At 56.4% G+C, this 22,797-nt stretch carries 23 protein-coding genes; 17 read left to right on the top strand and 6 right to left on the bottom strand.

The features are described 5' to 3' along the window. Window positions 1-67 precede the first annotated feature (67 nt). Window positions 68-1,603, top strand: coding sequence for a murein biosynthesis integral membrane protein MurJ (gene murJ / locus IMQ56_RS19235; protein ID WP_196063658.1), 1,536 nt, complete (start codon window positions 68-70; stop codon window positions 1,601-1,603). Between the two features lie 59 nt (window positions 1,604-1,662). Here murJ and flgN read toward each other — a convergent pair whose 3' ends face one another. The 3 genes from flgN to flgA form a co-directional block, all read right to left on the bottom strand. Further along, the gene (flgN, locus tag IMQ56_RS19230) at window positions 1,663-2,088 is read right to left on the bottom strand and encodes a flagella biosynthesis chaperone FlgN (protein WP_108393743.1); all 426 of its coding nucleotides are present in this window, start codon (window positions 2,086-2,088) and stop codon (window positions 1,663-1,665) included. A 4-nt stretch (window positions 2,089-2,092) separates the two neighbouring features. Then, window positions 2,093-2,386, bottom strand: a complete 294-nt coding sequence (gene flgM / locus IMQ56_RS19225) for a flagellar biosynthesis anti-sigma factor FlgM (protein WP_003858002.1) — start codon at window positions 2,384-2,386, stop codon at window positions 2,093-2,095. Window positions 2,387-2,479: 93 nt separating this feature from the next. Next, window positions 2,480-3,139 (bottom strand): flagellar basal body P-ring formation chaperone FlgA, encoded by a 660-nt coding sequence (gene flgA, locus IMQ56_RS19220; RefSeq protein WP_023303425.1) that lies wholly within the window; start codon window positions 3,137-3,139, stop codon window positions 2,480-2,482. Between the two features lie 157 nt (window positions 3,140-3,296). Here flgA and flgB point away from each other — a divergent pair, with 157 nt between their 5' ends. The 11 genes from flgB to flgL all read left to right on the top strand — a co-directional run bounded on the left by flgB (window position 3,297) and on the right by flgL (window position 13,154). Then, window positions 3,297-3,713, top strand: a complete 417-nt coding sequence (flgB, locus tag IMQ56_RS19215; RefSeq protein ID WP_003857999.1) for a flagellar basal body rod protein FlgB — start codon at window positions 3,297-3,299, stop codon at window positions 3,711-3,713. A 3-nt stretch (window positions 3,714-3,716) separates the two neighbouring features. After that, window positions 3,717-4,121 (top strand): flagellar basal body rod protein FlgC, encoded by a 405-nt coding sequence (flgC, locus tag IMQ56_RS19210; protein ID WP_003857997.1) that lies wholly within the window; start codon window positions 3,717-3,719, stop codon window positions 4,119-4,121. An 11-nt stretch (window positions 4,122-4,132) separates the two neighbouring features. Further along, window positions 4,133-4,843 (top strand): flagellar hook assembly protein FlgD, encoded by a 711-nt coding sequence (gene flgD / locus IMQ56_RS19205; RefSeq protein WP_003857994.1) that lies wholly within the window; start codon window positions 4,133-4,135, stop codon window positions 4,841-4,843. Window positions 4,844-4,869: 26 nt separating this feature from the next. Next, window positions 4,870-6,078, top strand: coding sequence for a flagellar hook protein FlgE (gene flgE, locus IMQ56_RS19200; RefSeq protein WP_015570832.1), 1,209 nt, complete (start codon window positions 4,870-4,872; stop codon window positions 6,076-6,078). Between the two features lie 20 nt (window positions 6,079-6,098). Further along, window positions 6,099-6,854 carry a flagellar basal body rod protein FlgF gene (locus IMQ56_RS19195; RefSeq protein WP_196063657.1) on the top strand — a complete coding sequence of 252 codons (756 nt, stop codon included), beginning with the start codon at window positions 6,099-6,101 and terminating at the stop codon, window positions 6,852-6,854. Between the two features lie 11 nt (window positions 6,855-6,865). Beyond that, window positions 6,866-7,648 carry a flagellar basal-body rod protein FlgG gene (gene flgG / locus IMQ56_RS19190; protein ID WP_000625853.1) on the top strand — a complete coding sequence of 261 codons (783 nt, stop codon included), beginning with the start codon at window positions 6,866-6,868 and terminating at the stop codon, window positions 7,646-7,648. A gap of 57 nt (window positions 7,649-7,705) precedes the next feature. After that, a complete protein-coding gene (flgH, locus tag IMQ56_RS19185; protein WP_003857987.1) occupies window positions 7,706-8,404 on the top strand; it encodes a flagellar basal body L-ring protein FlgH in 699 nt (232 codons plus the stop codon). Window positions 8,405-8,416: 12 nt separating this feature from the next. After that, window positions 8,417-9,514, top strand: a complete 1,098-nt coding sequence (locus IMQ56_RS19180; protein WP_017384733.1) for a flagellar basal body P-ring protein FlgI — start codon at window positions 8,417-8,419, stop codon at window positions 9,512-9,514. Beyond that, window positions 9,515-10,468, top strand: coding sequence for a flagellar assembly peptidoglycan hydrolase FlgJ (flgJ, locus tag IMQ56_RS19175; protein ID WP_196063656.1), 954 nt, complete (start codon window positions 9,515-9,517; stop codon window positions 10,466-10,468). A gap of 75 nt (window positions 10,469-10,543) precedes the next feature. Further along, window positions 10,544-12,184 (top strand): flagellar hook-associated protein FlgK, encoded by a 1,641-nt coding sequence (gene flgK / locus IMQ56_RS19170; RefSeq protein WP_045141457.1) that lies wholly within the window; start codon window positions 10,544-10,546, stop codon window positions 12,182-12,184. 16 nt (window positions 12,185-12,200) lie between these two features. Next, on the top strand, window positions 12,201-13,154 hold the full coding sequence (flgL, locus tag IMQ56_RS19165; RefSeq protein ID WP_017384730.1) for a flagellar hook-associated protein FlgL: 954 nt from the start codon (window positions 12,201-12,203) through the stop codon (window positions 13,152-13,154). A 75-nt stretch (window positions 13,155-13,229) separates the two neighbouring features. On the opposite strand, the gene IMQ56_RS19160 is transcribed toward flgL, so the two are convergent. Further along, on the bottom strand, window positions 13,230-14,441 hold the full coding sequence (locus IMQ56_RS19160; RefSeq protein ID WP_045333985.1) for an MFS transporter: 1,212 nt from the start codon (window positions 14,439-14,441) through the stop codon (window positions 13,230-13,232). A gap of 94 nt (window positions 14,442-14,535) precedes the next feature. Here IMQ56_RS19160 and IMQ56_RS19155 point away from each other — a divergent pair, with 94 nt between their 5' ends. After that, window positions 14,536-15,489, top strand: a complete 954-nt coding sequence (locus IMQ56_RS19155; RefSeq protein WP_032671510.1) for a LysR family transcriptional regulator — start codon at window positions 14,536-14,538, stop codon at window positions 15,487-15,489. Window positions 15,490-15,529: 40 nt separating this feature from the next. Here IMQ56_RS19155 and rne read toward each other — a convergent pair whose 3' ends face one another. Continuing rightward, window positions 15,530-18,646 carry a ribonuclease E gene (gene rne, locus IMQ56_RS19150; RefSeq protein ID WP_023303426.1) on the bottom strand — a complete coding sequence of 1,039 codons (3,117 nt, stop codon included), beginning with the start codon at window positions 18,644-18,646 and terminating at the stop codon, window positions 15,530-15,532. A 570-nt stretch (window positions 18,647-19,216) separates the two neighbouring features. On the opposite strand from rne, the gene rluC reads away from it, so the two are divergent. Then, a complete protein-coding gene (gene rluC / locus IMQ56_RS19145; protein WP_003857970.1) occupies window positions 19,217-20,164 on the top strand; it encodes a 23S rRNA pseudouridine(955/2504/2580) synthase RluC in 948 nt (315 codons plus the stop codon). A 77-nt stretch (window positions 20,165-20,241) separates the two neighbouring features. On the opposite strand, the gene IMQ56_RS19140 is transcribed toward rluC, so the two are convergent. Then, on the bottom strand, window positions 20,242-20,826 hold the full coding sequence (locus IMQ56_RS19140; protein WP_196063655.1) for a nucleoside triphosphate pyrophosphatase: 585 nt from the start codon (window positions 20,824-20,826) through the stop codon (window positions 20,242-20,244). A 140-nt stretch (window positions 20,827-20,966) separates the two neighbouring features. On the opposite strand from IMQ56_RS19140, the gene yceD reads away from it, so the two are divergent. The 3 genes from yceD (at window position 20,967) to plsX (ending at window position 22,794) form a co-directional block, all read left to right on the top strand. Beyond that, window positions 20,967-21,488 carry a 23S rRNA accumulation protein YceD gene (gene yceD / locus IMQ56_RS19135; RefSeq protein WP_003857966.1) on the top strand — a complete coding sequence of 174 codons (522 nt, stop codon included), beginning with the start codon at window positions 20,967-20,969 and terminating at the stop codon, window positions 21,486-21,488. Between the two features lie 16 nt (window positions 21,489-21,504). Next, window positions 21,505-21,678 carry a 50S ribosomal protein L32 gene (rpmF, locus tag IMQ56_RS19130; protein WP_003857964.1) on the top strand — a complete coding sequence of 58 codons (174 nt, stop codon included), beginning with the start codon at window positions 21,505-21,507 and terminating at the stop codon, window positions 21,676-21,678. Between the two features lie 81 nt (window positions 21,679-21,759). Further along, a complete protein-coding gene (plsX, locus tag IMQ56_RS19125; protein WP_017693638.1) occupies window positions 21,760-22,794 on the top strand; it encodes a phosphate acyltransferase PlsX in 1,035 nt (344 codons plus the stop codon). Window positions 22,795-22,797 lie beyond the last annotated feature (3 nt).

The raw sequence follows: 22,797 nt of genomic DNA, 5'->3' as shown, positions 1-22,797 counted from the left end.
GGCTTTGCCGGGTGGCGCTAACGCTTGCCCGTCCTGGAAATCCGTAGGGTTGTGGAACTTCACGTTAATGAACTTATTAAAATCGCTGGCGGCCGTCAGCTCGATGACCATGTTTTCCCGCGTGCTTGGCTTTGCGCGCGATGCCATTGTGGCTAGGGTTTTTGGCGCCGGGATGGCGACTGACGCCTTTTTCGTCGCCTTTAAGCTGCCAAACCTGCTGCGCCGTATTTTTGCCGAAGGGGCCTTTTCACAGGCATTTGTTCCGATCCTCGCAGAATATAAAAGCAAACAGGGCGAAGATGCCACCCGCGTCTTTGTGGCCTACGTTTCCGGATTACTGACGCTGGCGCTGGCGATCGTGACCGTCCTGGGGATGCTGGCAGCGCCCTGGGTGATCATGGTGACGGCGCCGGGTTTTGCTGACACAGCGGATAAATTTACCCTGACCACCCAACTGCTGCGTATAACCTTCCCCTATATTCTGCTGATTTCGCTGGCGTCGCTGGTGGGTGCCATCCTGAATACCTGGAACCGCTTCTCCGTTCCGGCCTTTGCCCCCACGTTCCTCAACGTCAGCATGATTGGCTTTGCGCTGTTCGCCGCGCCGCATTTTAACCCACCGGTGCTGGCGCTGGCCTGGGCCGTGACCGTCGGCGGCGTGTTACAGCTTGCTTACCAGCTTCCGCACCTGAAAAAAATCGGCATGCTGGTTCTGCCGCGCATTAATTTCAAAGATGCGGGCGCAATGCGCGTTATCAAACAGATGGGACCGGCGATACTCGGCGTGTCCGTTAGCCAGATCTCGCTGATCATCAATACCATCTTCGCCTCTTTCCTGGTGTCGGGCTCGGTGTCCTGGATGTACTACGCCGATCGTCTGATGGAGTTTCCATCCGGGGTGCTGGGCGTGGCGCTGGGGACTATTCTGCTGCCGTCGCTGTCGAAAAGTTTCGCCAGCGGCAACCACGATGAATACTGCCGCCTGATGGACTGGGGCCTGCGTCTCTGTTTTCTGCTGGCGCTGCCAAGCGCGGTGGCGCTGGGGATCCTGGCGAAACCGCTGACGGTGTCGTTGTTCCAGTATGGAAAGTTCACCGCCTTTGATGCCGCTATGACCCAGCGTGCGCTCGTAGCCTACTCGGTGGGGCTGATGGGGCTGATTGTCGTGAAGGTGCTTGCGCCCGGTTTCTATTCACGTCAGGACATCAAAACGCCGGTTAAGATTGCCATTGTGACGCTGATCATGACGCAGCTGATGAACCTGGCGTTTATTGGACCGCTGAAACACGCGGGGCTGTCATTGTCGATTGGTCTGGCGGCCTGTCTGAACGCCGGGCTGCTGTACTGGCAGCTGCGCAAGCAGGATATCTTCACACCGCAGACGGGCTGGGCAAGCTTCCTGCTGCGTCTGGCGATTGCGGTAGTGGTGATGGCGGCCGCGCTGGTTGGCATGTTGTATGTCATGCCTGAGTGGGCGCAGGGCACCATGCCTTACCGCCTGATGCGTCTGATGGCCGTGGTGGTGGTCGGTGTGGTGGCGTACTTTGCCACGCTGGCGGTGCTTGGCTTCAAAGTGAAAGAGTTCACCCGCCGCACGGTATAAACGCCAAAAGGGGAGTTCACCAGAAGGTGCTCCCCGCTTCATGACGTGCCGCTACTGCGTCAAATCGAAATCTTTTTCCCACCCGTGATACGTGCCGTGGCCGTCTGACCATCCGCACCGTACAGCCCCGGCTCTTTATAGGGCTTTAACACTTCAAGCGCCTGCTGATTACGGATAATCTGTCCTTCCAGCAGCCAGCCGTTATGCTGGTTAAGATCGCGAAGATGCTGGGTTTTTTCTGTAATGGTCTGCCAGCGTTCGTTGATCTCATCATTGGCGCTGCGTTTCGCGTCTTGCTCAGCGCGTCGCTGTTTTTCCAGATAATCCAGGGTCGCCAGCAGCGAGCTTTTATCTTCAGTTATGCGTTGCAACGCGCTGCCGTTGATTTGACCAGAAGAGAGGTGGTGCTGTTCTGCATCCATCACCGCTTTCAGGTCGTTCAGGACCACCGTCATCTGATCCAGTATTTCTGACAGTCGACTCATACGGTTAGTTACTCTGGAGGAAACTCTGTGCGTCCTGAATCAGCGCATCAGCGATTTTGCTGGTATCCATTTTCAGTTCGCCGTTACGGATAGCCGTTTTCAGCGCTTCAACACGTTCCATATTGATATCGCTGCTGCCTGGCTGCATCAGCTTCGACTGCGCATCGCTCAGCGTGACGCTGGTGCTGTTAGCCGTCGACGTTTTTTCCAGACGCGTTTTTTGCGGGGCAGCCTCATTCGTTTCGCGAGGTTGTACAGTGCTAACCGGCTTCAGGGCTGATGTACGATCAATGCTCATAGTGTTGTCCTCATCGAGGGTTCGCGGCGTTTGCGCCTGACATCATCATTTGTTGAATATTTATCGGCAGTCGCCGCGAAATCTTTAAAAAGATTACAGGTTAATCAGAATATTCCCATCAGGACCGACCGTGCCGCTGACCACCTGGCCTGAGGACATTCTGACCCGGGCATTTTGCGCCACTGCGGCATTATTCAGCGCTTTTCCTTCACTGTTGATACTAAAGCCTTCGCCATTGGCGACCACCATCACCTGTTGTCCCGCTTTCACCCGCCACGCCTGGCGCAGCATGGATAGCTGTATCGCCTGTCCAGGAGCGACATCGCGCAGGCTGACCGCCTCCTGAGCCTGGTTGATATCCAGCATCGTCCGCGGTGGAAGCTGATCCAGACGGCCTCGCTTCAGCGTTACGCTGTCAGGTTGCAGCAGGCTGCCCCGGGGAATGGGAACGGCGGCGACAACATAATTGCCCGTCGCCTGAACCGCAACCTGTAAGTAGCGTTTTTCATTGGCGCAACGCGCCAGCACGTTCACGTTGCCCCATAAGCGGGTGCTGCCGGTCACGCTAAATGACGGGGCTTCGCAGGAAGGGTAAAGGTTAGGCGGGGAGCGCACGGTCACGCGTACGTCATCGCTGAAACCGGCCAGTTTCTGCGCAAAGAATGCATTGAGCTGGTCCTCTAACCCCTCAGCCTGCACCAGAGGGCTTAAAAGCAGTAGGGTCGCCGCCAGGCCACGTTTAAAAGTCCGCATCGCATGTTCCACCATGTCCAGAATTTAGCAAATTCTACCCGCGGTGGTTTTCCATCAACGCAACAAATAGCGACGCATTTTGCGCTTATTCCGTCGATAGGGGAGACGGGGTGAGATTTAAGCTGTGAACTGAAATTTTCTCATCAGCGGAGGAGACATGCTCGATAAACTCGACGCCGCGTTACGTTTTCAGCAGGAAGCGCTCAATTTACGCGCCCAGCGGCAGGAGATTTTAGCCGCCAATATCGCCAACGCGGATACCCCCGGGTATCAGGCGCGCGATATTGATTTTTCCAGTGAACTCAAAAAAGTGATGGAGCGTGGACGTGCCGAAGGAACGGGTGTCTCACTGGCCCTGACATCCTCACGTCATATTCCCGCTCAGGCGATGACCGCGCCAACGACCGACCTGCTTTACCGTATTCCCGATCAGCCCTCACTTGATGGCAATACCGTCGACATGGACCGGGAGCGCACACAGTTTGCCGATAACAGCCTGCAATACCAGACAGGTCTGACGCTACTCGGCGGGCAAATTAAAGGCATGATGACCGTCCTACAGGGGGGCAATTAGTAAATGGCCTTGCTGAATATTTTTGATATCGCCGGTTCGGCATTAACGGCGCAGTCCAAACGACTGAACGTGGCCGCCAGTAACCTCGCCAACGCCGACAGCGTGACCGGCCCTGACGGGCAACCGTATCGCGCTAAACAGGTTGTCTTCCAGGTTGATGCTGCACCGGGTGCGGCAACGGGCGGCGTAAAAGTGGCGGACGTGGTTGAGAGCCAGGCACCCGACAAGCTGGTTTACGAGCCTGGCAACCCGCTCGCGGATGCCAGCGGCTACGTGAAAATGCCGAACGTGGATGTGGTCGGGGAGATGGTGAACTCCATGTCCGCGTCGCGCAGCTACCAGGCAAACGTCGAAGTGCTTAATACCGTGAAGAGCATGATGCTCAAAACACTCACTCTCGGCCAGTAAAGGAGACACGCATGTCCATCGCCGTAAACGTGAATGACCCGACAAATACCGGCGTCAACAGCACCAGCAGTGCGACCGGTTCCAGCTCTCTCACCGGGAGCAATGCCTCCGATTTACAGAGTAGCTTTCTGACCCTGCTGGTGGCGCAGCTGAAAAATCAGGATCCGACCAATCCGATGCAGAACAACGAACTGACCACGCAGCTTGCGCAGATCAGTACCGTCAGCGGCATTGAGAAACTGAACACCACGCTCGGCTCGGTCTCCGGTCAAATCGATAACAGCCAGTCCTTGCAGGCCGCCAACCTGATCGGTCACGGGGTGATGATCCCGGGGACCACGATTCTGGCGGGCACCAGCACTACCGATGGCACGTCCACCACCACCACGACGCCGTTTGGCGTTGAGTTGCAGCAGCCGGCCGACAAAGTCACCGCCACAATCAAAGACGCCAGCGGCAATGTGGTGCGCACGATTGAGATTGGCGAGCTTAAAGCGGGCGTTCATACCTTTACCTGGGATGGCAGCCTGACCGACGGCACTAAAGCGCCTAACGGCTCGTATCAGGTTGCGATTAGCGCCAGCAACGGCACCACTCAGCTGGTGGCTCAGCCGCTACAGTTTGCCCTGGTTCAGGGCGTCATCAAAGGTAGCGATGGCAACAAACTGGATTTGGGTACCTCCGGTACCACCACACTCGACGAAGTTCGGCAGATTATCTAAGCCTTCATACTTATCAGGAGTAAGTCATGGCCTTTTCTCAAGCGGTCAGCGGCCTGAATGCTGCGGCCACCAACCTGGACGTCATTGGCAACAACATCGCCAACTCCGCGACCTATGGTTTTAAATCCGGTTCTGCGTCTTTTGCAGATATGTTTGCAGGCTCTAAAGTGGGCCTGGGCGTGAAGGTTGCGGGTATCACCCAGGACTTCACCGACGGGACGACCACCAACACCGGTCGCGGTCTGGACGTCGCCATCAGCCAGAACGGTTTCTTCCGTATGGTGGATGCCAACGGTTCCGTGTTCTACAGCCGCAACGGCCAGTTCAAGCTGGATGAAAACCGTAACCTGGTGAACATGCAGGGGCTTCAGTTAACCGGTTATCCGGTTGCCGGCACGCCGCCTACGGTGCAAACCGGTGCGAATCCGCAGGCGATCTCCATCCCAACGACGCTGATGGCGGCGAAGTCCACCACCACGGCCTCTCAGCAGATCAACCTGAACTCCACCGATACCGCGCCAACCGTCGCCTTCGATCCGTCCAACCCTGACTCTTACAACAAGAAAGGCACCGTGACGGTGTTTGACAGTCAGGGTAATGCGCACAACATGAACCTGTTTTATGTCAAAAACGAGACGCCAGCTAACTCCTGGAAAGTGTATTCGCAGGACGGCAGCGTAGCGGGAGATGCAGCGAAACTGGCAACCACGCTGACCTTTAACGAGAGTGGTGTGCTGACGGGTGGCGATGATATCAAGATCACAACGGGCACCGTTCCGGGCGCGACGCCAGCCACGTTTGACATGAGTTTCGCCAACTCCATGCAGCAAAACACCGGTGCGAACAACATCGTGGCGACGAGCCAGAACGGCTATAAGCCGGGCGATCTGGTGAGCTACCAGATCAACGATGACGGTACCGTTGTCGGTAACTATTCGAACGAACAGACCCAGGTGCTGGGCCAGATCGTACTGGCAAACTTCGCCAACAACGAAGGCCTGAAATCCGAAGGGGATAACGTCTGGTCTGCCACGCAGTCTTCCGGGGTTGCCCTGCTGGGAACCGCGGGTTCCGGTAACTTCGGCACGCTGACTAACGGCGCGCTGGAAGCCTCCAACGTCGATCTGAGTAAAGAGCTGGTGAACATGATCGTCGCGCAACGTAACTACCAGTCCAACGCGCAGACCATCAAAACCCAGGATCAGATCCTCAACACGCTGGTTAACCTGCGTTAAGCAGCTGACGGGAAAGCGCAATGGATCACGCAATATATACAGCGATGGGCGCAGCAAGCCAGACGCTCAATCAGCAGGCTGTTACCGCCAGCAACCTTGCGAACGCTTCCACGCCAGGTTTTCGTGCGCAGCTCAACGCGCTGCGTGCTGTGCCGGTAGAAGGGCTGTCATTGCCCACGCGTACGCTGGTCACCGCCTCCACGCCGGGCGCCGACATGACGCCAGGCCAGATGGATTACACCGCGCGTCCGCTGGACGTTGCCCTTCAGCAGGACGGCTGGCTGGCGGTGCAAACGGCTAACGGCGGGGAAGGGTATACCCGCAACGGTAATATCCAGGTGAGCGCCACCGGGCAGCTGACGATTCAGGGGCATCCGGTTATGGGCGAAGCCGGTCCGTTGACGGTGCCGGAAGGGTCAGAGCTGACCATTGCGGCAGACGGGACGATCTCGGCGTTAAACCCGGGCGACCCGGCGAACACCGTTGCGCCTGTCGGTCGTCTGAAGCTGGTGAAAGCGGAAGGCAACGAAGTACAGCGTGGCGATGACGGGATGTTCCGTCTGACCCAGGCGGCGCAGGCCACGCGTGGCGCCACGTTACAGGCCGACCCGACCATCCGCGTGATGTCCGGCGTGCTGGAAGGCAGTAACGTCAAACCGGTGGAAGCCATGACCGACATGATCGCCAGCGCCCGCCGCTTCGAAATGCAGATGAAAATCATCAGCAGCGTCGATGAAAACGCAGGCAAGGCTAACCAACTTCTGGCTATGAGTTAACAGGACTCCCTATGATCAGTTCTTTATGGATCGCGAAAACCGGTCTGGACGCACAGCAAACCAATATGGATGTGATTGCCAACAACCTGGCAAACGTCAGCACCAATGGTTTCAAGCGCCAGCGTGCGGTTTTCGAAGATTTGCTTTATCAAACGATTCGTCAGCCAGGGGCGCAGTCTTCTGAGCAAACCACGCTGCCGTCCGGTCTGCAAATTGGTACCGGCGTGCGCCCGGTCGCCACCGAGCGTCTGCACAGCCAGGGCAACCTGTCCCAGACCAACAACAGTAAAGACGTTGCCATTAAAGGTCAGGGTTTCTTCCAGGTGCAGCTGCCTGACGGGACCTCCGCCTATACCCGCGATGGTTCGTTCCAGGTGGATCAGAATGGTCAGCTGGTGACGGCGGGCGGTTTCCAGGTTCAGCCTGCGATCACCATCCCGGCGAACGCGCTGAGTATCACCATTGGTCGTGACGGCATCGTCAGCGTCACTCAGCAAGGTCAGGCCGCGCCGGTCCAGGTTGGACAGCTCAACCTGACCACCTTCATGAACGATACCGGACTGGAAAGCATCGGCGAGAACCTCTACACCGAAACGCAGTCTTCCGGCACGCCAAATGAAAGTACCCCGGGCCTGAACGGGGCGGGGCTGCTGTATCAGGGGTATGTGGAAACCTCGAACGTTAACGTGGCGGAAGAGCTGGTGAATATGATCCAGGTCCAGCGCGCCTATGAAATTAACAGTAAAGCAGTGTCGACGACCGACCAGATGCTGCAAAAACTGACGCAACTCTAAGGTGTAGCCCGGTGCGGTAAACGTCGCACCGGCTCCCTGTTTTCGAAGATGAAGGCAATGCAAAAAAACGCGGCGTTTCGTTATCCGATCCTGACTGTTCTGGCCGTCACCCTCAGCGGGTGTGCCTGGATCCCGTCTAAACCATTGGTACAGGGTGCGACTACCGCCCAACCCGTTCCCGGCCCCGCGCCGGTGGTGAACGGCTCTATTTTCCAGACCGCGCAGCCGATTAACTACGGTTATCAGCCGCTGTTTGAAGACCGTCGTCCGCGTAACGTTGGCGATACGCTGACCATTGTGTTGCAGGAAAACGTCAGTGCGAGTAAGAGCTCGTCGGCGAACGCCAGCCGCGACGGCAAAACCAATTTTGGCTTCGACACCGTGCCGCGCTATCTGCAAGGGCTGTTCGGCAACGCCCGTGCGGATGTGGAAGCCTCCGGCGGCAACACCTTTAACGGTAAAGGTGGTGCGAACGCCAGCAATACCTTCAGCGGAACGCTGACGGTTACGGTTGACCAGGTTCTGGTGAACGGCAACCTGCACGTGGTGGGCGAAAAACAGATCGCCATTAACCAGGGTACGGAATTCATTCGCTTCTCCGGTGTGGTTAACCCTCGCACCATCAGCGGCACCAATACCGTACCGTCCACCCAGGTGGCGGATGCGCGCATTGAGTACGTCGGCAACGGCTACATCAACGAAGCGCAAAATATGGGCTGGCTGCAACGCTTCTTCCTTAACTTATCGCCGATGTAAGCGAGGTGACCTATGTATAAATTTCTCTTCGCCGTGGCGCTGTCGCTGGTCGCTACCGTTGCGCAGGCCGATCGCATACGCGATCTCACCAGCGTGCAGGGCGTGCGCGAAAACTCGCTGATTGGCTACGGCCTGGTGGTGGGGCTGGATGGGACGGGTGACCAGACGACCCAGACGCCGTTCACCACCCAGAGCCTGAACAATATGCTCTCGCAGCTCGGTATTACCGTACCGGCCGGGACCAACATGCAGCTGAAAAACGTGGCGGCCGTGATGGTGACCGCGTCTTATCCGGCCTTTGCGCGTCAGGGGCAGACCATCGACGTGGTTGTCTCGTCGATGGGTAACGCCAAAAGCCTGCGCGGCGGTACGTTGCTGATGACGCCGCTGAAAGGCGTCGACAGCCAGGTGTATGCTCTGGCGCAGGGCAACATTCTGGTTGGCGGAGCAGGCGCGTCGGCGGGCGGCAGCAGCGTGCAGGTGAACCAGCTGAACGGGGGACGTATTACCAACGGCGCGATCATCGAACGTGAGCTGCCGACCCAGTTCGGCACCGGCAACACCATTAACCTGCAACTGAATAACGAAGACTTTACGATGGCGCAGCAGATCGCTGACACCATCAACCGCAGCCGGGGCTACGGCAGCGCCACCGCGCTGGATGCCCGTACCGTGCAGATCCGCACGTCAACCGGCAGCAGCAACCAGGTGCGGTTGCTGGCCGATATCCAGAATATGGAAGTGAACGTGCCGGTGCAGGATGCGAAAGTCATTATCAACTCCCGTACCGGCTCGGTGGTGATGAACCGCGAAGTGACGCTGGACAGCTGCGCCGTGGCGCAGGGCAATCTCTCCGTCACGGTTAACCGCTCGGCCAACGTCAGCCAGCCGGATACCCCGTTTGGTGGCGGTCAGACGGTAGTGACCCCGCAAACGCAGATTGATTTACGACAGAGCGGCGGTTCGTTGCAGAGCGTGCGCTCCAGCGCCAACCTGAACAGCGTGGTGCGTGCTCTGAATGCGCTGGGTGCAACGCCAATGGATCTGATGTCCATTCTGCAATCCATGCAAAGTGCAGGCTGCCTGCGCGCCAGACTGGAAATCATCTAAATGCTGACCGATAGCAAACTGTTGACCAGTGCCGCCTGGGATGCCCAGTCGCTCAACGAGCTGAAAACCAAAGCGGGCAAGGATCCGGCGGCGAATATCCGCCCGGTGGCCCGTCAGGTGGAAGGCATGTTCGTACAAATGATGTTGAAAAGCATGCGTGAAACCCTGCCGAAAGATGGCATGTTCAGCAGCGATTCCACGCGGCTTTACACCAGCATGTACGATCAGCAGATTGCCCAGCAAATGACCGCCGGAAAGGGGCTCGGCCTGGCGGACATGATTGTGAAGCAGACCGCAGCCGCTCAGGGGCTCCCGCCTGAAGAGGCCCCGCCGCAGGTGCCGCTGAAGTTTGATCTGGAAAAGGTGACCAGTTATCAAAATCAGGCGCTGACGCAGATGGTGCGTAAGGCGATGCCGAAGCCGGCAGAAACGCGTGACGAGCCGCTCTCCGGCGACAGCAAAGACTTCCTGGCGCAGCTCTCCCTGCCGGCGCGTCTTGCCAGTGAAGAGAGCGGCGTGCCGCACCATCTGATTCTGGCGCAGGCGGCGCTGGAGTCGGGCTGGGGGCAACGTCAGATCCGCAGGGAGAACGGTGAGCCGAGCTTCAACATCTTTGGCGTGAAGGCCACCTCCAGCTGGAAAGGGCCGACCACCGAGATCACCACCACCGAATATGAGAACGGTGCGGCAGTGAAGGTGAAAGCCAAATTCCGCGTCTACAGCTCGTATCTGGAAGCGTTGTCGGATTATGTCGGGCTGCTGAGCCGGAATCCGCGCTACACCGCCGTGACCCAGGCCGCCACGCCAGAGCAGGGCGCTCAGGCATTGCAGAATGCTGGCTACGCGACCGATCCAAACTATGCGCGCAAGCTGACCAGCATGATCCAGCAGCTGAAATCCATGTCTGAGAAGGTCAGCAAAGCGTATAACACAGATCTCGAAAATCTGTTCTGAAAGTTCTCAAGTCCCGGTGGAGGTTGCCGATAACCTTCATCAGGACTCGTGTCTGAACGTATAAAAGGAACCCCCATGTCCAGTTTGATTAACAGCGCCATGAGTGGCCTCAGTGCTGCGCAGTCGGCACTCAATACCGTCAGTAATAATATTTCAAGCTACAACGTGGCAGGTTATACCCGTCAGACCACCATTCTGGGGGCATCAAACAGCACCCTGACCGGCGGTGGCTGGGTGGGTAACGGGGTCTATGTCTCCGGTGTTCAGCGTGAATATGATGCGTTTATCACCAACCAGCTGCGCGCGGCGCAGAACCAGAGCAGTGGGCTGACCACGCGCTACCAGCAGATGTCAAAAATTGACGATGTGCTTTCTGATACCACGAACTCGCTTTCTGCCAACCTCCAGGATTTCTTTAAAAGCCTGCAAACGCTGGTGAGTAACGCAGAAGATCCGGCTGCTCGCCAGACGGTACTCGGGAAGGCGGATGGTCTGGTAAACCAGTTTAAAACCAACGATCAATATCTCCGCGATCAGGATGCGCAGGTCAATACGGCGATTTCTACCAGCGTCGATCAGATCAATAACTACGCGAAACAGATTGCCAATCTTAACGATCAGATCTCCCGACTGACTGGCGTCGGTGCGGGCGCATCTCCGAACGAACTGCTCGATCAGCGCGATCAGCTGGTGAGTGAACTGAACAAGATTGTCGGTGTGGACGTCACCGTACAGGACAGCGGCACCTACAACATCTCTATCGCCAACGGTTACACCCTGGTACAGGGCAGCAACGCCAGCCAGCTGGCGGCGGTGAAATCCAGTGCGGACCCAGCGCGTACAACAATTGCGTATGTGGATGCCGCAGCGGGCAACGTGGAGATCTCAGAAAAACAGATCACCACGGGGTCGCTTGGCGGGCTGTTAACGTTCCGTTCTCAGGATCTGGATCAGGCGCGAAACACACTTAACCAGATGGCGCTGGCGTTTGCGGATGCCATGAATACCCAGCACCAGGCTGGCTTTGATGCCAACGGGGATGCAGGCGGCAAGCTGTTTGATTTTGGCTCGCCGGCAGTGCTGAGTAACGGTAAAAACACCGGAAGCGCGTCCGTTACGGCCACGATGACGGACAGTACAAAGGTCCAGGCGACAAACTATAAAGTTGAGTACAACGGTACTGACTGGACAATCACGCGTCTGTCGGACAATACCAGCTTCACGGCCAAGCCTGACGGCAGCGGTAATCTGTCGTTTGATGGTCTCAACGTTAAGATTAGCGGCTCAGCCGATAATAAAGACAGTTTCATCGTCAAACCGGTGAATGACGTCATTGTGAATATGGACGTAGCGATCAGCGACGAATCCAAACTGGCGATGGCCTCCGCGAAAGGAAGCGGTGAAAGCGACAATACCAATGGCCAGAAGCTGCTGGATTTACAGAGCGCCAAATTGGTGGGAGGGAACAAAACCTTTAACGATGCTTATGCCGCGCTGGTCAGTACGGTGGGCAGCACCACGGCGTCGCTGAAAACCAGCAGCGAAACCAAAGTTAACGTGGTGACGCAGCTGACCAAACAACAGCAGTCAATCTCCGGGGTTAACCTGGATGAAGAGTATGGCAACCTGCAACGCTATCAGCAGTACTATTTGGCGAATGCGCAGGTGCTGCAAACGGCGAGCACGCTGTTTGATGCATTGATCAATATCCGCTAAGGCTGAGGCATAAAAAATGCGTATTAGTACTCAAATGATGTATGAGCAAAGCATGCGCGGCGTGACGAACTCCCAAAGTCTCTGGCTCAGCTACGGCGAGCAGATGTCTACGGGGAAGCGTATCAACCGTCCGTCTGACGATCCGATTGCCGCCTCGCAGGCCGTTGTGCTCTCTCAGGCTCAAACGCAAAACAGCCAGTATGCGCTGGCACGCTCCTTCGCTACGACGAAAGTCTCGCTGGAAGAGAACGTGTTATCGCAAGTGACAACCGCCATCCAGGCTGCTCAGGAAAAGATTGTCAATGCGGGCAACGGTACGTTAAGTGACGATGACCGCGCTTCGCTGGCCACGAACCTGCAAGGTATTCGCGATCAGCTCATGAACCTGGCTAACAGCACGGACGGTAACGGTCGCTATATTTTTTCCGGTTACAAGACCGAAGCGGCGGCTTTCGACCAGGCGACGGGTGATTATAAGGGCGGCGGAACGCCAATCAGCCAGCAGGTTGACTCCGCGCGCACGATGCAAATTAGCCATACGGGCACTGAAGTTTTCGATAGCTTCACCAGCAATGCCAAGCCAGAGCCAGATGGTAGTGCGCCGGAAACGAATTTGTTCAAGATCCTCGACTCCGCAATTGAAGCGTTGAATACGCCGATTGGGGAGGACGAAACGAAAGCCGAGGCGTTTACGGCGGCTATTGATAAAGCCAACCGTGGCCTGAGCAACTCCCTCAACAACGTGCTGACCGTGCGCGCCGACCTCGGCATCAAGCTGGATGAGCTGGGCAAGCTGGACGCTCTGGGTGAAGACCGCGCGCTGGGTCAGACGCAGCAGATGAGTAACCTGGTTGACGTGGACTGGAACTCGGTGATTTCGTCCTACACCATGCAGCAGGCGGCGTTGCAGGCCTCGTATAAAGCCTTTAGCGATATGCAGGGTATGTCTTTGTTCCAGATGAACAAATAAGACTCTGACCTGTTTGACATGTCTTGAAACTGGGCATGTTTTGACTGCCCAACCCGTCCGGGTTGGGCATTTTTTTTACACACGTTCTGCCTGTGCGGACAGCACCCGGGCGCTTTCAATCACTCTGATAGCCAGCGCAATGGCACCACACAGGGTTGCCAGAGCCACCACGCCAGACCAGCCTGCCAGCGTATAGATATTGCTGCCTAATGCCGAGCCCAGCGCCATTCCGATGAAAATGACGGTAAACAGCAGGGCGTTCAGGCGTCCGCGGGCCTGCGGCTCAAGGCTGTAGACCAGGTTCTGGTGGGCCACGAGGCTGGACTGCAAGCCGAGATCGAAACCGACCGCGGAGAGGGCAATCAGGATCAACTGACCGTGTACACCCAGTGCCGGCATCATGAACATCAGGGCAAACGAGAGGGTCACCAGCGCGGCACCCAGCTGGGTCACTTTACCGGCGCCCAGCTTATCTGCCAGACCCCCTGCCAGCGGTGCAGCCAGCGCACCAGCGGCTCCGGCAATACCAAATCCACCCGCTACGGCGCTGCCAAGGTGATACCGTTCCAGCAGCATGACCGCCAGCGTTGACCAGAATGCGCTAAAGGCAATCGACAGAAAACCCTGAGCCAGCGCCGCGCGACGCAGTGCCGGGTAACGACGCCACAGGTGCTCCATGGAACGCATCAGCGCGGGATAGCTCAGCGTGGAGTGAATAGCAAAACGTGGGAGTACGGCCCACATCACCACGCCGACAAAGGCAATGCTTGCAGCAGCCAGCTGATACATCACCCGCCAGCCAAAGGCTTCACCGACCACGCCGCTGACGGTTCTGGAGAGCAAAATCCCCAGCAGCAGGCCGGTCATCACCGTGCCGACCGTTTTTCCCTGTTTACCTTCCGGCGCGAGGATCGCTGCGGCCGGGACAATATCCTGCGCCATGGTGGCGGCCATGCCAATCAGCAGGCTGGTGAGCAGCAGGGAGTGCAGTTGTCCGGTCAGGCTACAACCCAGCAGGAACAGCGCCAGGGCCGCACTTTTTATCAGGATCAGCGTTCTGCGGTCATGACGATCGCCGAGCGGGAGCAGAAACAGGATGCCCAGGGCATAACCCGCCTGGGTGAGCGTCGGGACCATGCCCATGCCTTCGATGCTCAGATGCAGGTCTGAGCCCATCAGCGGCAGCAGAGGCTGGGCATAATAGATGGATGCCACGCTAAAGCCCGCACCGAGCGCCAGCATTAAGATTACCCAGCGGCTTACGGCCCGGGTGGTGGTTGTGTTCATAAGATGTTCCTCATTCGTCGTGTGCGGCTATTTTTTATCAGTACGCCTTGCGACGGTAGCGGGCGCGGTGGTAAAACGCTTATACGTGTGGCGTATGGGTAAAAATGGTATGAAAAGGTCTGAGCGTATAGATCGGGTAGAACTGATGCGAACGTTTGTTCGCATTGTGGAGGCGGGGTCTCTTTCTGCGGCGGCACGTCAGCTGGCAACAACCCAGGCCACGGTGAGCCGACGGTTGCAGTCGCTTGAGACCATGCTGGGAGTACGCCTGATGCTGCGCACAACCCATACGACCCGGCTGACCGATGACGGCGAACGCTGCTATCAGCATGCCCGACGGGTGATTGACAGCTGGCTGGCGCTGGAAGACGAGGTAGGGCAGACGGAAGATGAACCGGTTGGGGTGCTGAGGGTGCGCGCCCCGCACGCGTTTGGCCAGGATCAGCTTCTGAAACCGTTAACCGAATTTTTGCAGCGCTATCCCCAGCTTTCTGTAGAGTGGATGCTCAACGATCGCTCGGTTGATTTCCTCGGCGACAACCTTGACTGTGCTATTCGGGTGGGTGTGGAAGTCGATCCGGCAACCGTGTCCGTGCTGCTGGCTGAAGTGCCGCGCTCGGTGGTGGCTTCACCGGAATTACTGGCCCGTTATCCCGCGGTTAAAACGCCGGAAGATTTGCAGCAGCTTCCCTGGATTGCCATCAGCTCTTTTTATCAACGCCATGTGGAGCTTTTCCACGATGCATCATCTGCCCCGGCGCGGGTTACCATTACGCCACGCCTGAGTACCGACAGCCTGTATGTGGCGCGCAATACGGCACTCACCGGGCTGGGCGTGGCGGTGGTATCCAGCTGGACAGTACAGGATGATATTCAGGAAGGAAGACTGGTGCATCTACTGCCAGAGTGGCAGCCGGCAGCGTTACCGGTACATCTGGTTTACCCCTGGTCTCGTTATTATCCGGCGCGCTTGCGGCGTTTTCTGGAGCTGATGCGGCAGATAATGCCGGAGGTCACCGGAATGAGAAAGCCCCTGCAACAGCCATAAAAAAGCCGACCCGAAGGTCGGCTTTCAGTCTTAGCGTGCGTTATTCAACAGGCTGAGGACGAGTAGCTGGCGCAGTAGCCATGTGCGTTGCACTGTGACCACCGGCAGCACCTTTGCCTTCGAAGTTGAATGCCGGACGAACCCAGTCGCTATGGCGTGGCGCTTCAGGTACATACTCAGGTGCCGGGGCGCGAGTCATCGGCGCGGTAGCAACGTGAGCAGGCGCTGGAGCGGCAACGACCTCAACCGGCTCGGATTTCACTTCAGCCTCTTTGACCTCTTCGACAACAGGCTCAACCTGAATCTCGACGTCCTGAACAACCTCTTCCGTCACCGTTTCGACGGTAACGTCTGCGGGTTCTTCTGCTGCGGAGACCGGCTCAGCTTCCTCCGCGACTTCTTCAGCCACCACGGTATCTTCTTCGGCAATGATCTGCGGAGCGGCATCAACCGGCGCAGCAATGACTTCAGGATGGGTCGTTTCCACTTCCACAGCCTGCGGTGCCACCGTGTCAACAACTTGCGGTTCAACCACGGTTGCCGCTTCAGTCACGACGTCTTCCACCGCTGCTACCGGTGCAATCACCTCTTCGGTCACAGCCTGTTCTTCAACAGCCTGCTCCGGGCGAGCAACCGGATAACGGATCCAGACTTTACCGGATGCCATCTCAGGTGACGCGCACGCCACGGTCAGCGGCATTGGCGACTGAGTCGGGTAACGCTCGTCACGGTAGCGACGACGACGCTGGCCACTCACGCGCAGGTGACGCGGAGAACGACGGGAGCGACGCGGCATACCTGCGTTGTCACGGTTTTCGCTGCTTTCGTCCTGCTCAACCTGATTTTCCACTACGGCTGGCAGGTCAACTTTTGCAACCTGGGTACCCGTTGTGCTTTCTGCTGCTTCAACCGCGATAACGTCGTTTTCTTCCGTCTGAACAGCACCCACACGTACTTTCTGGGTCAGCTGACGCTGCTTACGACGCGGCATAACCTGAGTACGCTCTTCCTGCTCCGTGTCCTGCTGTTCAACAGGCGCTTCGCGGTTCAGGTTTTTGACTTCCTGCTGGGCCTGGCGTTTCTCGTCGTTACGACGACGGTTACGCTCGCGGCGAGGTTGCTGCTCGTCACGCTGTTTGCTCTTCTCGGACTCATCGCCCGCCTGCTGGCGAATCTCACGATCTTCAACGTTCTGCTGTTGCTTCTCGCGACGGTTGCGACGGTTGTCCTCGCGTTGTTCACGACCTTCGTTGTTCTCGGAGCGATTATCACGGCGCTCGTTACGATCGCTACGGTCGTTGCGGTCATTACGATCGCGACGATTGTTCTGACGCTTACGACGGTCCTGCTGACGCTCTGGTTTCGCTTCTTTTGGCGCTTCTTTCGGCTGCTCAGGCTGAACTTCTTCGCCAGCAAACATTTTTTTCAACGCGCCGAAGATGCGGCTCAGGAGACCCGGCTGCTCAGGCTGCGCTTTTGGCGCGGCAGGGGCCGCCTTTTGCACGGCAGGTTTTGCCGCTGGTTTTTCCAGCGTCGCTTCCGGCGGGGCTTCCGGCATGATGAAGGTTGCTAATGCAGGCTGCTCAGGCAGTTTACGCTCGGCAGGCTCTTCATCCGATGGCAGCGCCATTTCTTCTTCATGCAGCTTCGGCAGCAGGTAGCTGAGGGTGCTTGTCTCTTCGCCTTTACGCACGCGCAGCACGTGATAGTGCGGGGTTTGCATCTCGTCGTTTGGCACGATGATGCAGCGAACACCGCCCTGACGCGCTTCGATTGCGCTTACCGCTGCACGTTTTTCGTTCAGCAGGTAGGAGGCAATCGGCACCGGAACGATGGCATGAACCTCTTTGGTGTTCTCTTTCAGCGCTTCTTCTTCAATCAGACGCAGAATAGAGAGGGAGAGCGATTCATTGTCACGCACGGTACCCGTACCGGAACAGCGCGGGCAGACGTGATGGCTGGACTCGCCGAGTGACGGGCTCAGACGCTGACGGGACATTTCCAGCAGGCCGAAGCGCGAGATATGGCTAATCTGGATACGTGCGCGATCCTGGCGCACCGCTTCACGCAGACGGTTTTCAACCGCACGCTGGTGGCGAACCGGGGTCATGTCGATGAAGTCGATAACAATCAGACCACCCAGGTCGCGCAGGCGGAGCTGGCGGGCGATTTCATCAGCGGCTTCAAGGTTGGTGTTGAAGGCGGTCTCTTCGATGTCGCCGCCACGGGTTGCACGCGCGGAGTTGATGTCGATAGCGGTCAGCGCTTCGGTGGTATCAATTACGATAGAACCGCCGGACGGCAGACGCACTTCACGCTGGAAGGCAGACTCGATCTGGGATTCAATCTGATAGTGGCTGAACAGCGGGATTTCACCGGTGTACAGTTTAATTTTGCTGGTGAAATCCGGGCGACCCAGCGCGGCGATGTGCTGGCGAGCCAGCTCAAGCACTTTCGGGTTATCAATCAGAATTTCACCGATGTCCTGACGTAGATAATCACGGAAGGCACGCACAATAACGTTGCTTTCCTGGTGGATCAGGAACGGAGCAGGACGGCTCTCAGCCGCTTTCTTGATGGCTTCCCAGTGCTTCAGACGGAAGCTCAGGTCCCACTGCAACGCTTCGGCAGATTTGCCGACGCCTGCGGTGCGCACGATAAGGCCCATGCCGTCTGGCAGCTCGAGACTTGCCAGCGCTTCTTTCAGCTCGGTACGGTCATCGCCTTCGATACGGCGAGAGATGCCACCCGCACGCGGGTTGTTTGGCATCAATACCAGATAGCTTCCTGCCAGGCTGATAAAGGTGGTCAGTGCGGCACCTTTGTTGCCACGCTCTTCTTTATCGATCTGGACGATAACTTCCTGACCTTCACGCAGAACATCTTTAATGTTCGGACGGCCATGGGAGTTGTAGTTTGCAGGAAAATATTCGCGGGCGATTTCTTTGAGAGGAAGGAAACCGTGACGCTCAGCACCGTAATCGACAAATGCAGCTTCAAGGCTTGGTTCAATGCGGGTGATTTTGCCTTTGTAAATGTTCGCTTTTTTCTGTTCGTGTCCAGGACTTTCGATATCCAGATCGTACAGGCGCTGCCCATCCACAAGGGCGACACGCAACTCTTCTTGCTGAGTTGCGTTGATTAACATTCTTTTCATCGTAACTTACTCGTTATTCTTACATTGACGACAAAGCTGCGGGCAAGGTGACGCTTTCCGGGGTATGAACCGATGGCCTCGTGTCTATTCACGTCGCCAACCTCACGGTTGTCGCTCGCTTAAGAGGCGCAGAGTGTCGGTTGCCTGGGTTTCATACGGAAACACAGCGCAATTATCAGGGGAATTGCCTGGGAAAACTCTCCAGAGAACAATCCTTATACCGGGAAGTACTGCAACCCGCAGCCCGCTAACTGCCTGAAAGATCAATACGTCTTACGCCATTGCTGCGTGGATGATCGGTCAGACAAAATTGGTCATTCCGTCGACATCCTTACAAAACCCGGATTTAACGCGGAAAACGGATTCATTATTCCACTGCTCGCCGGGTTATAGCAAGATGACTTTTACCAATTATCACCCGGTTACTCACAGTTTCTTCACTTCAAAGGGGTGATTGGTTTAATAACCACCAAATCGATTGCGCGAAAGGGGAGTGGTCCGGATAAAAGTAAATATAAGCATAGAAAAATGAGTGGCGCTAATGTCTGACGCTATTTAGAATCGCCAACCATGAAAACAGAGACTCCAGCCGTAAAAATGGTTGCCATCGCCGACGACGAGGCGGGGCAACGTATCGATAATTTTTTGCGCACCCAGTTGAAGGGCGTGCCAAAAAGTATGATTTATCGCATCTTGCGTAAGGGCGAGGTGCGGGTGAACAAAAAACGCGTGAAGCCAGAGTATAAGCTCGAGGCGGGCGATGAAGTCCGGATTCCACCGGTACGTGTTGCAGAGCGTGAAGAAGAGGTCGTTTCTCCGAAGCTGCAAAAAGTCGCGGCCCTGAGCGACGTTATCCTTTATGAGGACGACCACATTCTGGTGCTGAATAAACCGTCCGGAACGGCGGTACACGGGGGGAGTGGTCTGAGCTTCGGCGTGATTGAAGGGTTACGCGCGCTGCGCCCGGAAGCGCGTTTCCTCGAACTGGTTCACCGTCTTGACCGCGATACCTCTGGCGTGCTGCTGGTGGCGAAAAAACGTTCTGCGCTGCGTTCTTTGCATGAACAGCTGCGCGAAAAAGGGATGCAGAAAGATTACCTGGCGCTGGTGCGCGGCCAGTGGCAGTCCCACGTGAAAGTGGTGCAGGCGCCGCTGCTGAAAAATATTCTGCAAAGCGGCGAGCGCATTGTTCGTGTTAATCAGGAAGGGAAACCGTCTGAGACGCGCTTTAAAGTTGAAGAGCGCTACGAATTCGCCACGCTGGTGCGCTGTAGTCCGGTGACGGGGCGTACCCACCAGATTCGCGTCCATACCCAGTTTGCGGGCCATCCGATTGCGTTTGATGACCGCTATGGCGATCGCGAATTTGATAAGCAGCTGGCGGGAACAGGGCTGTCGCGTCTGTTCCTGCACGCGGCAGCGCTGAAATTTACCCATCCTAATACCGGCGAAGTTATCCGTATTGAAGCGCCGCTGGATGAGCAGCTCAAACGCTGTCTGAAAGTTCTGCGCGGCTGATTTTGTGCCGGGTGGCGCTGCGCTTACCCGGCCTACATGTTTTTCTCCCTCTCCCTGTGGGCATCAGGCCGCAACGGTCACATCGTCAGCGGATTACACTCTTCTCGCCTTAACATCTGGCACAGCGCAATCAGCGGCAACCCCACCAGCGTGTTGGGATCGCGGCCATCGAGCTTGTCGAACAACGCAATCCCTAGTCCTTCACTTTTAAAGCTCCCTGCACAGTTTAGCGGACGTTCCCGACGCACATAATCCATAATCTCCTGCTCGCTAAGATGACGGAAGTGCACATCAAACGGCTCGCACTCGGTTTGCAGATGACCGGAAGCCGAATTATAAAGCGCCAGGCCGGTATAAAAGGTCACGATACCGCCTCGCGCACGCAACAGCTGCTGGCAGGCCTTTTCTTCCGTATGCGGTTTGCCGGTGATTTCGCCGTCCAGCACACAAACCTGATCGGAGCCTATAATCAGATGTGCGGGGTAACGTACGGCCAGCGACTGTGCTTTCTCTTTCGCGAGACGGGTCACCAGATGACGCGGTGACTCGCCCGGCTGTGGCGTTTCATCCACCTCCGGCGCAGCGCATTCAAACGGGATCCCGAGCCTTTCCAGCAGCATTCGGCGATAAGGTGAAGTGGAAGCAAGGACGAGATTTGGCATATTTTTATCACCAGATATAGCGTATCGATGCCAGCCATTTTAAACTACAGGCCGCAATGTGTGCGAATAATTGGCAAAAGGCAGCTCTGGTTGCCTTTTTCTTTGACTCTATGACGTTACAAAGTTAATATGCGCGCCCTATGCAAAAGGTAAAATTACCCCTGACTCTTGATCCGGTTCGTACGGCTCAAAAACGCCTCGATTACGAAGGAATCTATTCTTCCGATCAGGCTGAGCGTATTGCCGAATCTGTAGTCAGTGTGGACAGTGATGTAGAATGCTCCATGTCGTTCGCTATCGACAACCAGCGTCTCGCCGTGTTAACCGGTGATGCAAAGGTGACGGTAACGCTCGAATGTCAGCGTTGCGGGAAACCGTTTGTACAGCATGTTCACACAACGTATTGTTTTAGTCCGGTTCGTTCTGACGAACAGGCTGAAGCACTCCCGGAAGCGTATGAGCCGATTGAGGTTAACGAATTCGGTGAAATCGATCTTCTGGCGCTGGTTGAAGATGAAGTCATCCTCTCCCTGCCAGTCGTTCCGGTGCATGATTCTGAACACTGTGAAGTGTCCGAGGCGGACATGGTCTTTGGGGAACTGCCTGATGAAGCGCAAAAACCAAACCCATTTGCCGTATTAGCCAGCTTAAAGCGTAAGTAATTGAGGAGTAAGGTCCATGGCCGTACAACAGAATAAACCAACCCGTTCCAAACGTGGCATGCGTCGTTCCCATGACGCGCTGACCGCAGTTACCAGCCTGTCTGTAGACAAGACTTCTGGTGAGAAACACCTGCGTCACCACATCACCGCTGACGGTTTCTACCGCGGCCGCAAGGTTATCACTAAGTAATCACGCGTCAGCGTGATTAGGCTTAGTGAGGAACTTCCCCGTGCAAACGGGGAGTTTACCGAACCAGGCTGCGACGATACCTTGACACGTCTAACCCTGGCGTTAGATGTCATGGGGGGAGATTTTGGCCCTACCGTGACAGTGCCTGCAGCATTGCAGGCACTGAATTCTAATTCGCAACTCACACTTCTTTTAGTCGGTAATCCCGACACAATCACGCCATTACTTGCAAAAGCTGACTTTGAACAACGTTCGCGTCTGCAGATTATTCCTGCGCAGTCAGTTATTGCCAGTGATGCCCGGCCATCGCAGGCTATTCGTAATAGCCGCGGCAGCTCTATGCGAATGGCGCTGGAGCTGGTGAAAGAAGGGCGAGCGCAGGCTTGCGTCAGCGCGGGAAATACTGGCGCGCTGATGGGGCTGTCGAAATTATTGCTCAAGCCGATTGAGGGCATTGAGCGTCCGGCGCTGGTGACGGTATTACCGCATCAGCAGAAGGGCAAAACGGTGGTGCTGGATCTGGGCGCTAACGTGGATTGTGATAGTACAATGCTGGCTCAGTTTGCCGTTATGGGGTCGGTGCTGGCTGAAGACGTGGTCGGGATTAACAATCCCCGCGTTGCTTTACTGAATATTGGTGAAGAAGAGACTAAAGGCCTGGACAGTATCCGCGACGCTGCGGAAATACTCAAACAGGTCCCCTCCATCAACTATATTGGTTATCTCGAAGCCAATGAGTTGCTGACGGGCAAAACGGATGTATTAGTGTGTGATGGCTTCACCGGAAACGTGACGTTGAAGACCATGGAAGGGGTCGTACGAATGTTCCTTTCTCTGCTGAAATCGCAGGGAGAAGGTAAAAAAAGGTCCTGGTGGCTGATTTTATTAAAGCGTTGGTTACAAAAAAGCCTGACGCGGCGATTCAGTCACCTCAACCCCGACCAGTATAATGGCGCCTGTCTGTTAGGATTGCGCGGCATCGTGATTAAGAGTCATGGCGCCGCCAATCAGCGAGCATTTACCGTCGCGATTGAACAGGCAGTGCAGGCGGTGCAGCGACAAGTCCCTCAGAGGATTGCCGCTCGCCTGGGATCTGTATTAGCTAAAAGTGACTGAGCG

It is taken from the genome of Enterobacter sp. Res13-Sevr-PEC09-46, assembly GCF_015672585.1.
In the GTDB taxonomy this organism is placed as follows: Bacteria; Pseudomonadota; Gammaproteobacteria; order Enterobacterales; family Enterobacteriaceae; genus Enterobacter; species Enterobacter hormaechei_C.
The sequence above is the reverse complement of the archived record's forward strand: the minus strand, read 5'-3'. Positions and strand labels throughout refer to the sequence as shown.

Coding starts and splice junctions, on each gene's coding strand:
- murJ (WP_196063658.1), top strand. CDS start 68: ATGAACTTATTAAAATCGCTGGCGGCCGTCAGCTCGATGACCATGTTT.
- flgN (WP_108393743.1), bottom strand. CDS start 2,088: ATGAGTCGACTGTCAGAAATACTGGATCAGATGACGGTGGTCCTGAAC.
- flgM (WP_003858002.1), bottom strand. CDS start 2,386: ATGAGCATTGATCGTACATCAGCCCTGAAGCCGGTTAGCACTGTACAA.
- flgA (WP_023303425.1), bottom strand. CDS start 3,139: ATGCGGACTTTTAAACGTGGCCTGGCGGCGACCCTACTGCTTTTAAGC.
- flgB (WP_003857999.1), top strand. CDS start 3,297: ATGCTCGATAAACTCGACGCCGCGTTACGTTTTCAGCAGGAAGCGCTC.
- flgC (WP_003857997.1), top strand. CDS start 3,717: ATGGCCTTGCTGAATATTTTTGATATCGCCGGTTCGGCATTAACGGCG.
- flgD (WP_003857994.1), top strand. CDS start 4,133: ATGTCCATCGCCGTAAACGTGAATGACCCGACAAATACCGGCGTCAAC.
- flgE (WP_015570832.1), top strand. CDS start 4,870: ATGGCCTTTTCTCAAGCGGTCAGCGGCCTGAATGCTGCGGCCACCAAC.
- IMQ56_RS19195 (WP_196063657.1), top strand. CDS start 6,099: ATGGATCACGCAATATATACAGCGATGGGCGCAGCAAGCCAGACGCTC.
- flgG (WP_000625853.1), top strand. CDS start 6,866: ATGATCAGTTCTTTATGGATCGCGAAAACCGGTCTGGACGCACAGCAA.
- flgH (WP_003857987.1), top strand. CDS start 7,706: ATGCAAAAAAACGCGGCGTTTCGTTATCCGATCCTGACTGTTCTGGCC.
- IMQ56_RS19180 (WP_017384733.1), top strand. CDS start 8,417: ATGTATAAATTTCTCTTCGCCGTGGCGCTGTCGCTGGTCGCTACCGTT.
- flgJ (WP_196063656.1), top strand. CDS start 9,515: ATGCTGACCGATAGCAAACTGTTGACCAGTGCCGCCTGGGATGCCCAG.
- flgK (WP_045141457.1), top strand. CDS start 10,544: ATGTCCAGTTTGATTAACAGCGCCATGAGTGGCCTCAGTGCTGCGCAG.
- flgL (WP_017384730.1), top strand. CDS start 12,201: ATGCGTATTAGTACTCAAATGATGTATGAGCAAAGCATGCGCGGCGTG.
- IMQ56_RS19160 (WP_045333985.1), bottom strand. CDS start 14,441: ATGAACACAACCACCACCCGGGCCGTAAGCCGCTGGGTAATCTTAATG.
- IMQ56_RS19155 (WP_032671510.1), top strand. CDS start 14,536: ATGGGTAAAAATGGTATGAAAAGGTCTGAGCGTATAGATCGGGTAGAA.
- rne (WP_023303426.1), bottom strand. CDS start 18,646: ATGAAAAGAATGTTAATCAACGCAACTCAGCAAGAAGAGTTGCGTGTC.
- rluC (WP_003857970.1), top strand. CDS start 19,217: ATGAAAACAGAGACTCCAGCCGTAAAAATGGTTGCCATCGCCGACGAC.
- IMQ56_RS19140 (WP_196063655.1), bottom strand. CDS start 20,826: ATGCCAAATCTCGTCCTTGCTTCCACTTCACCTTATCGCCGAATGCTG.
- yceD (WP_003857966.1), top strand. CDS start 20,967: ATGCAAAAGGTAAAATTACCCCTGACTCTTGATCCGGTTCGTACGGCT.
- rpmF (WP_003857964.1), top strand. CDS start 21,505: ATGGCCGTACAACAGAATAAACCAACCCGTTCCAAACGTGGCATGCGT.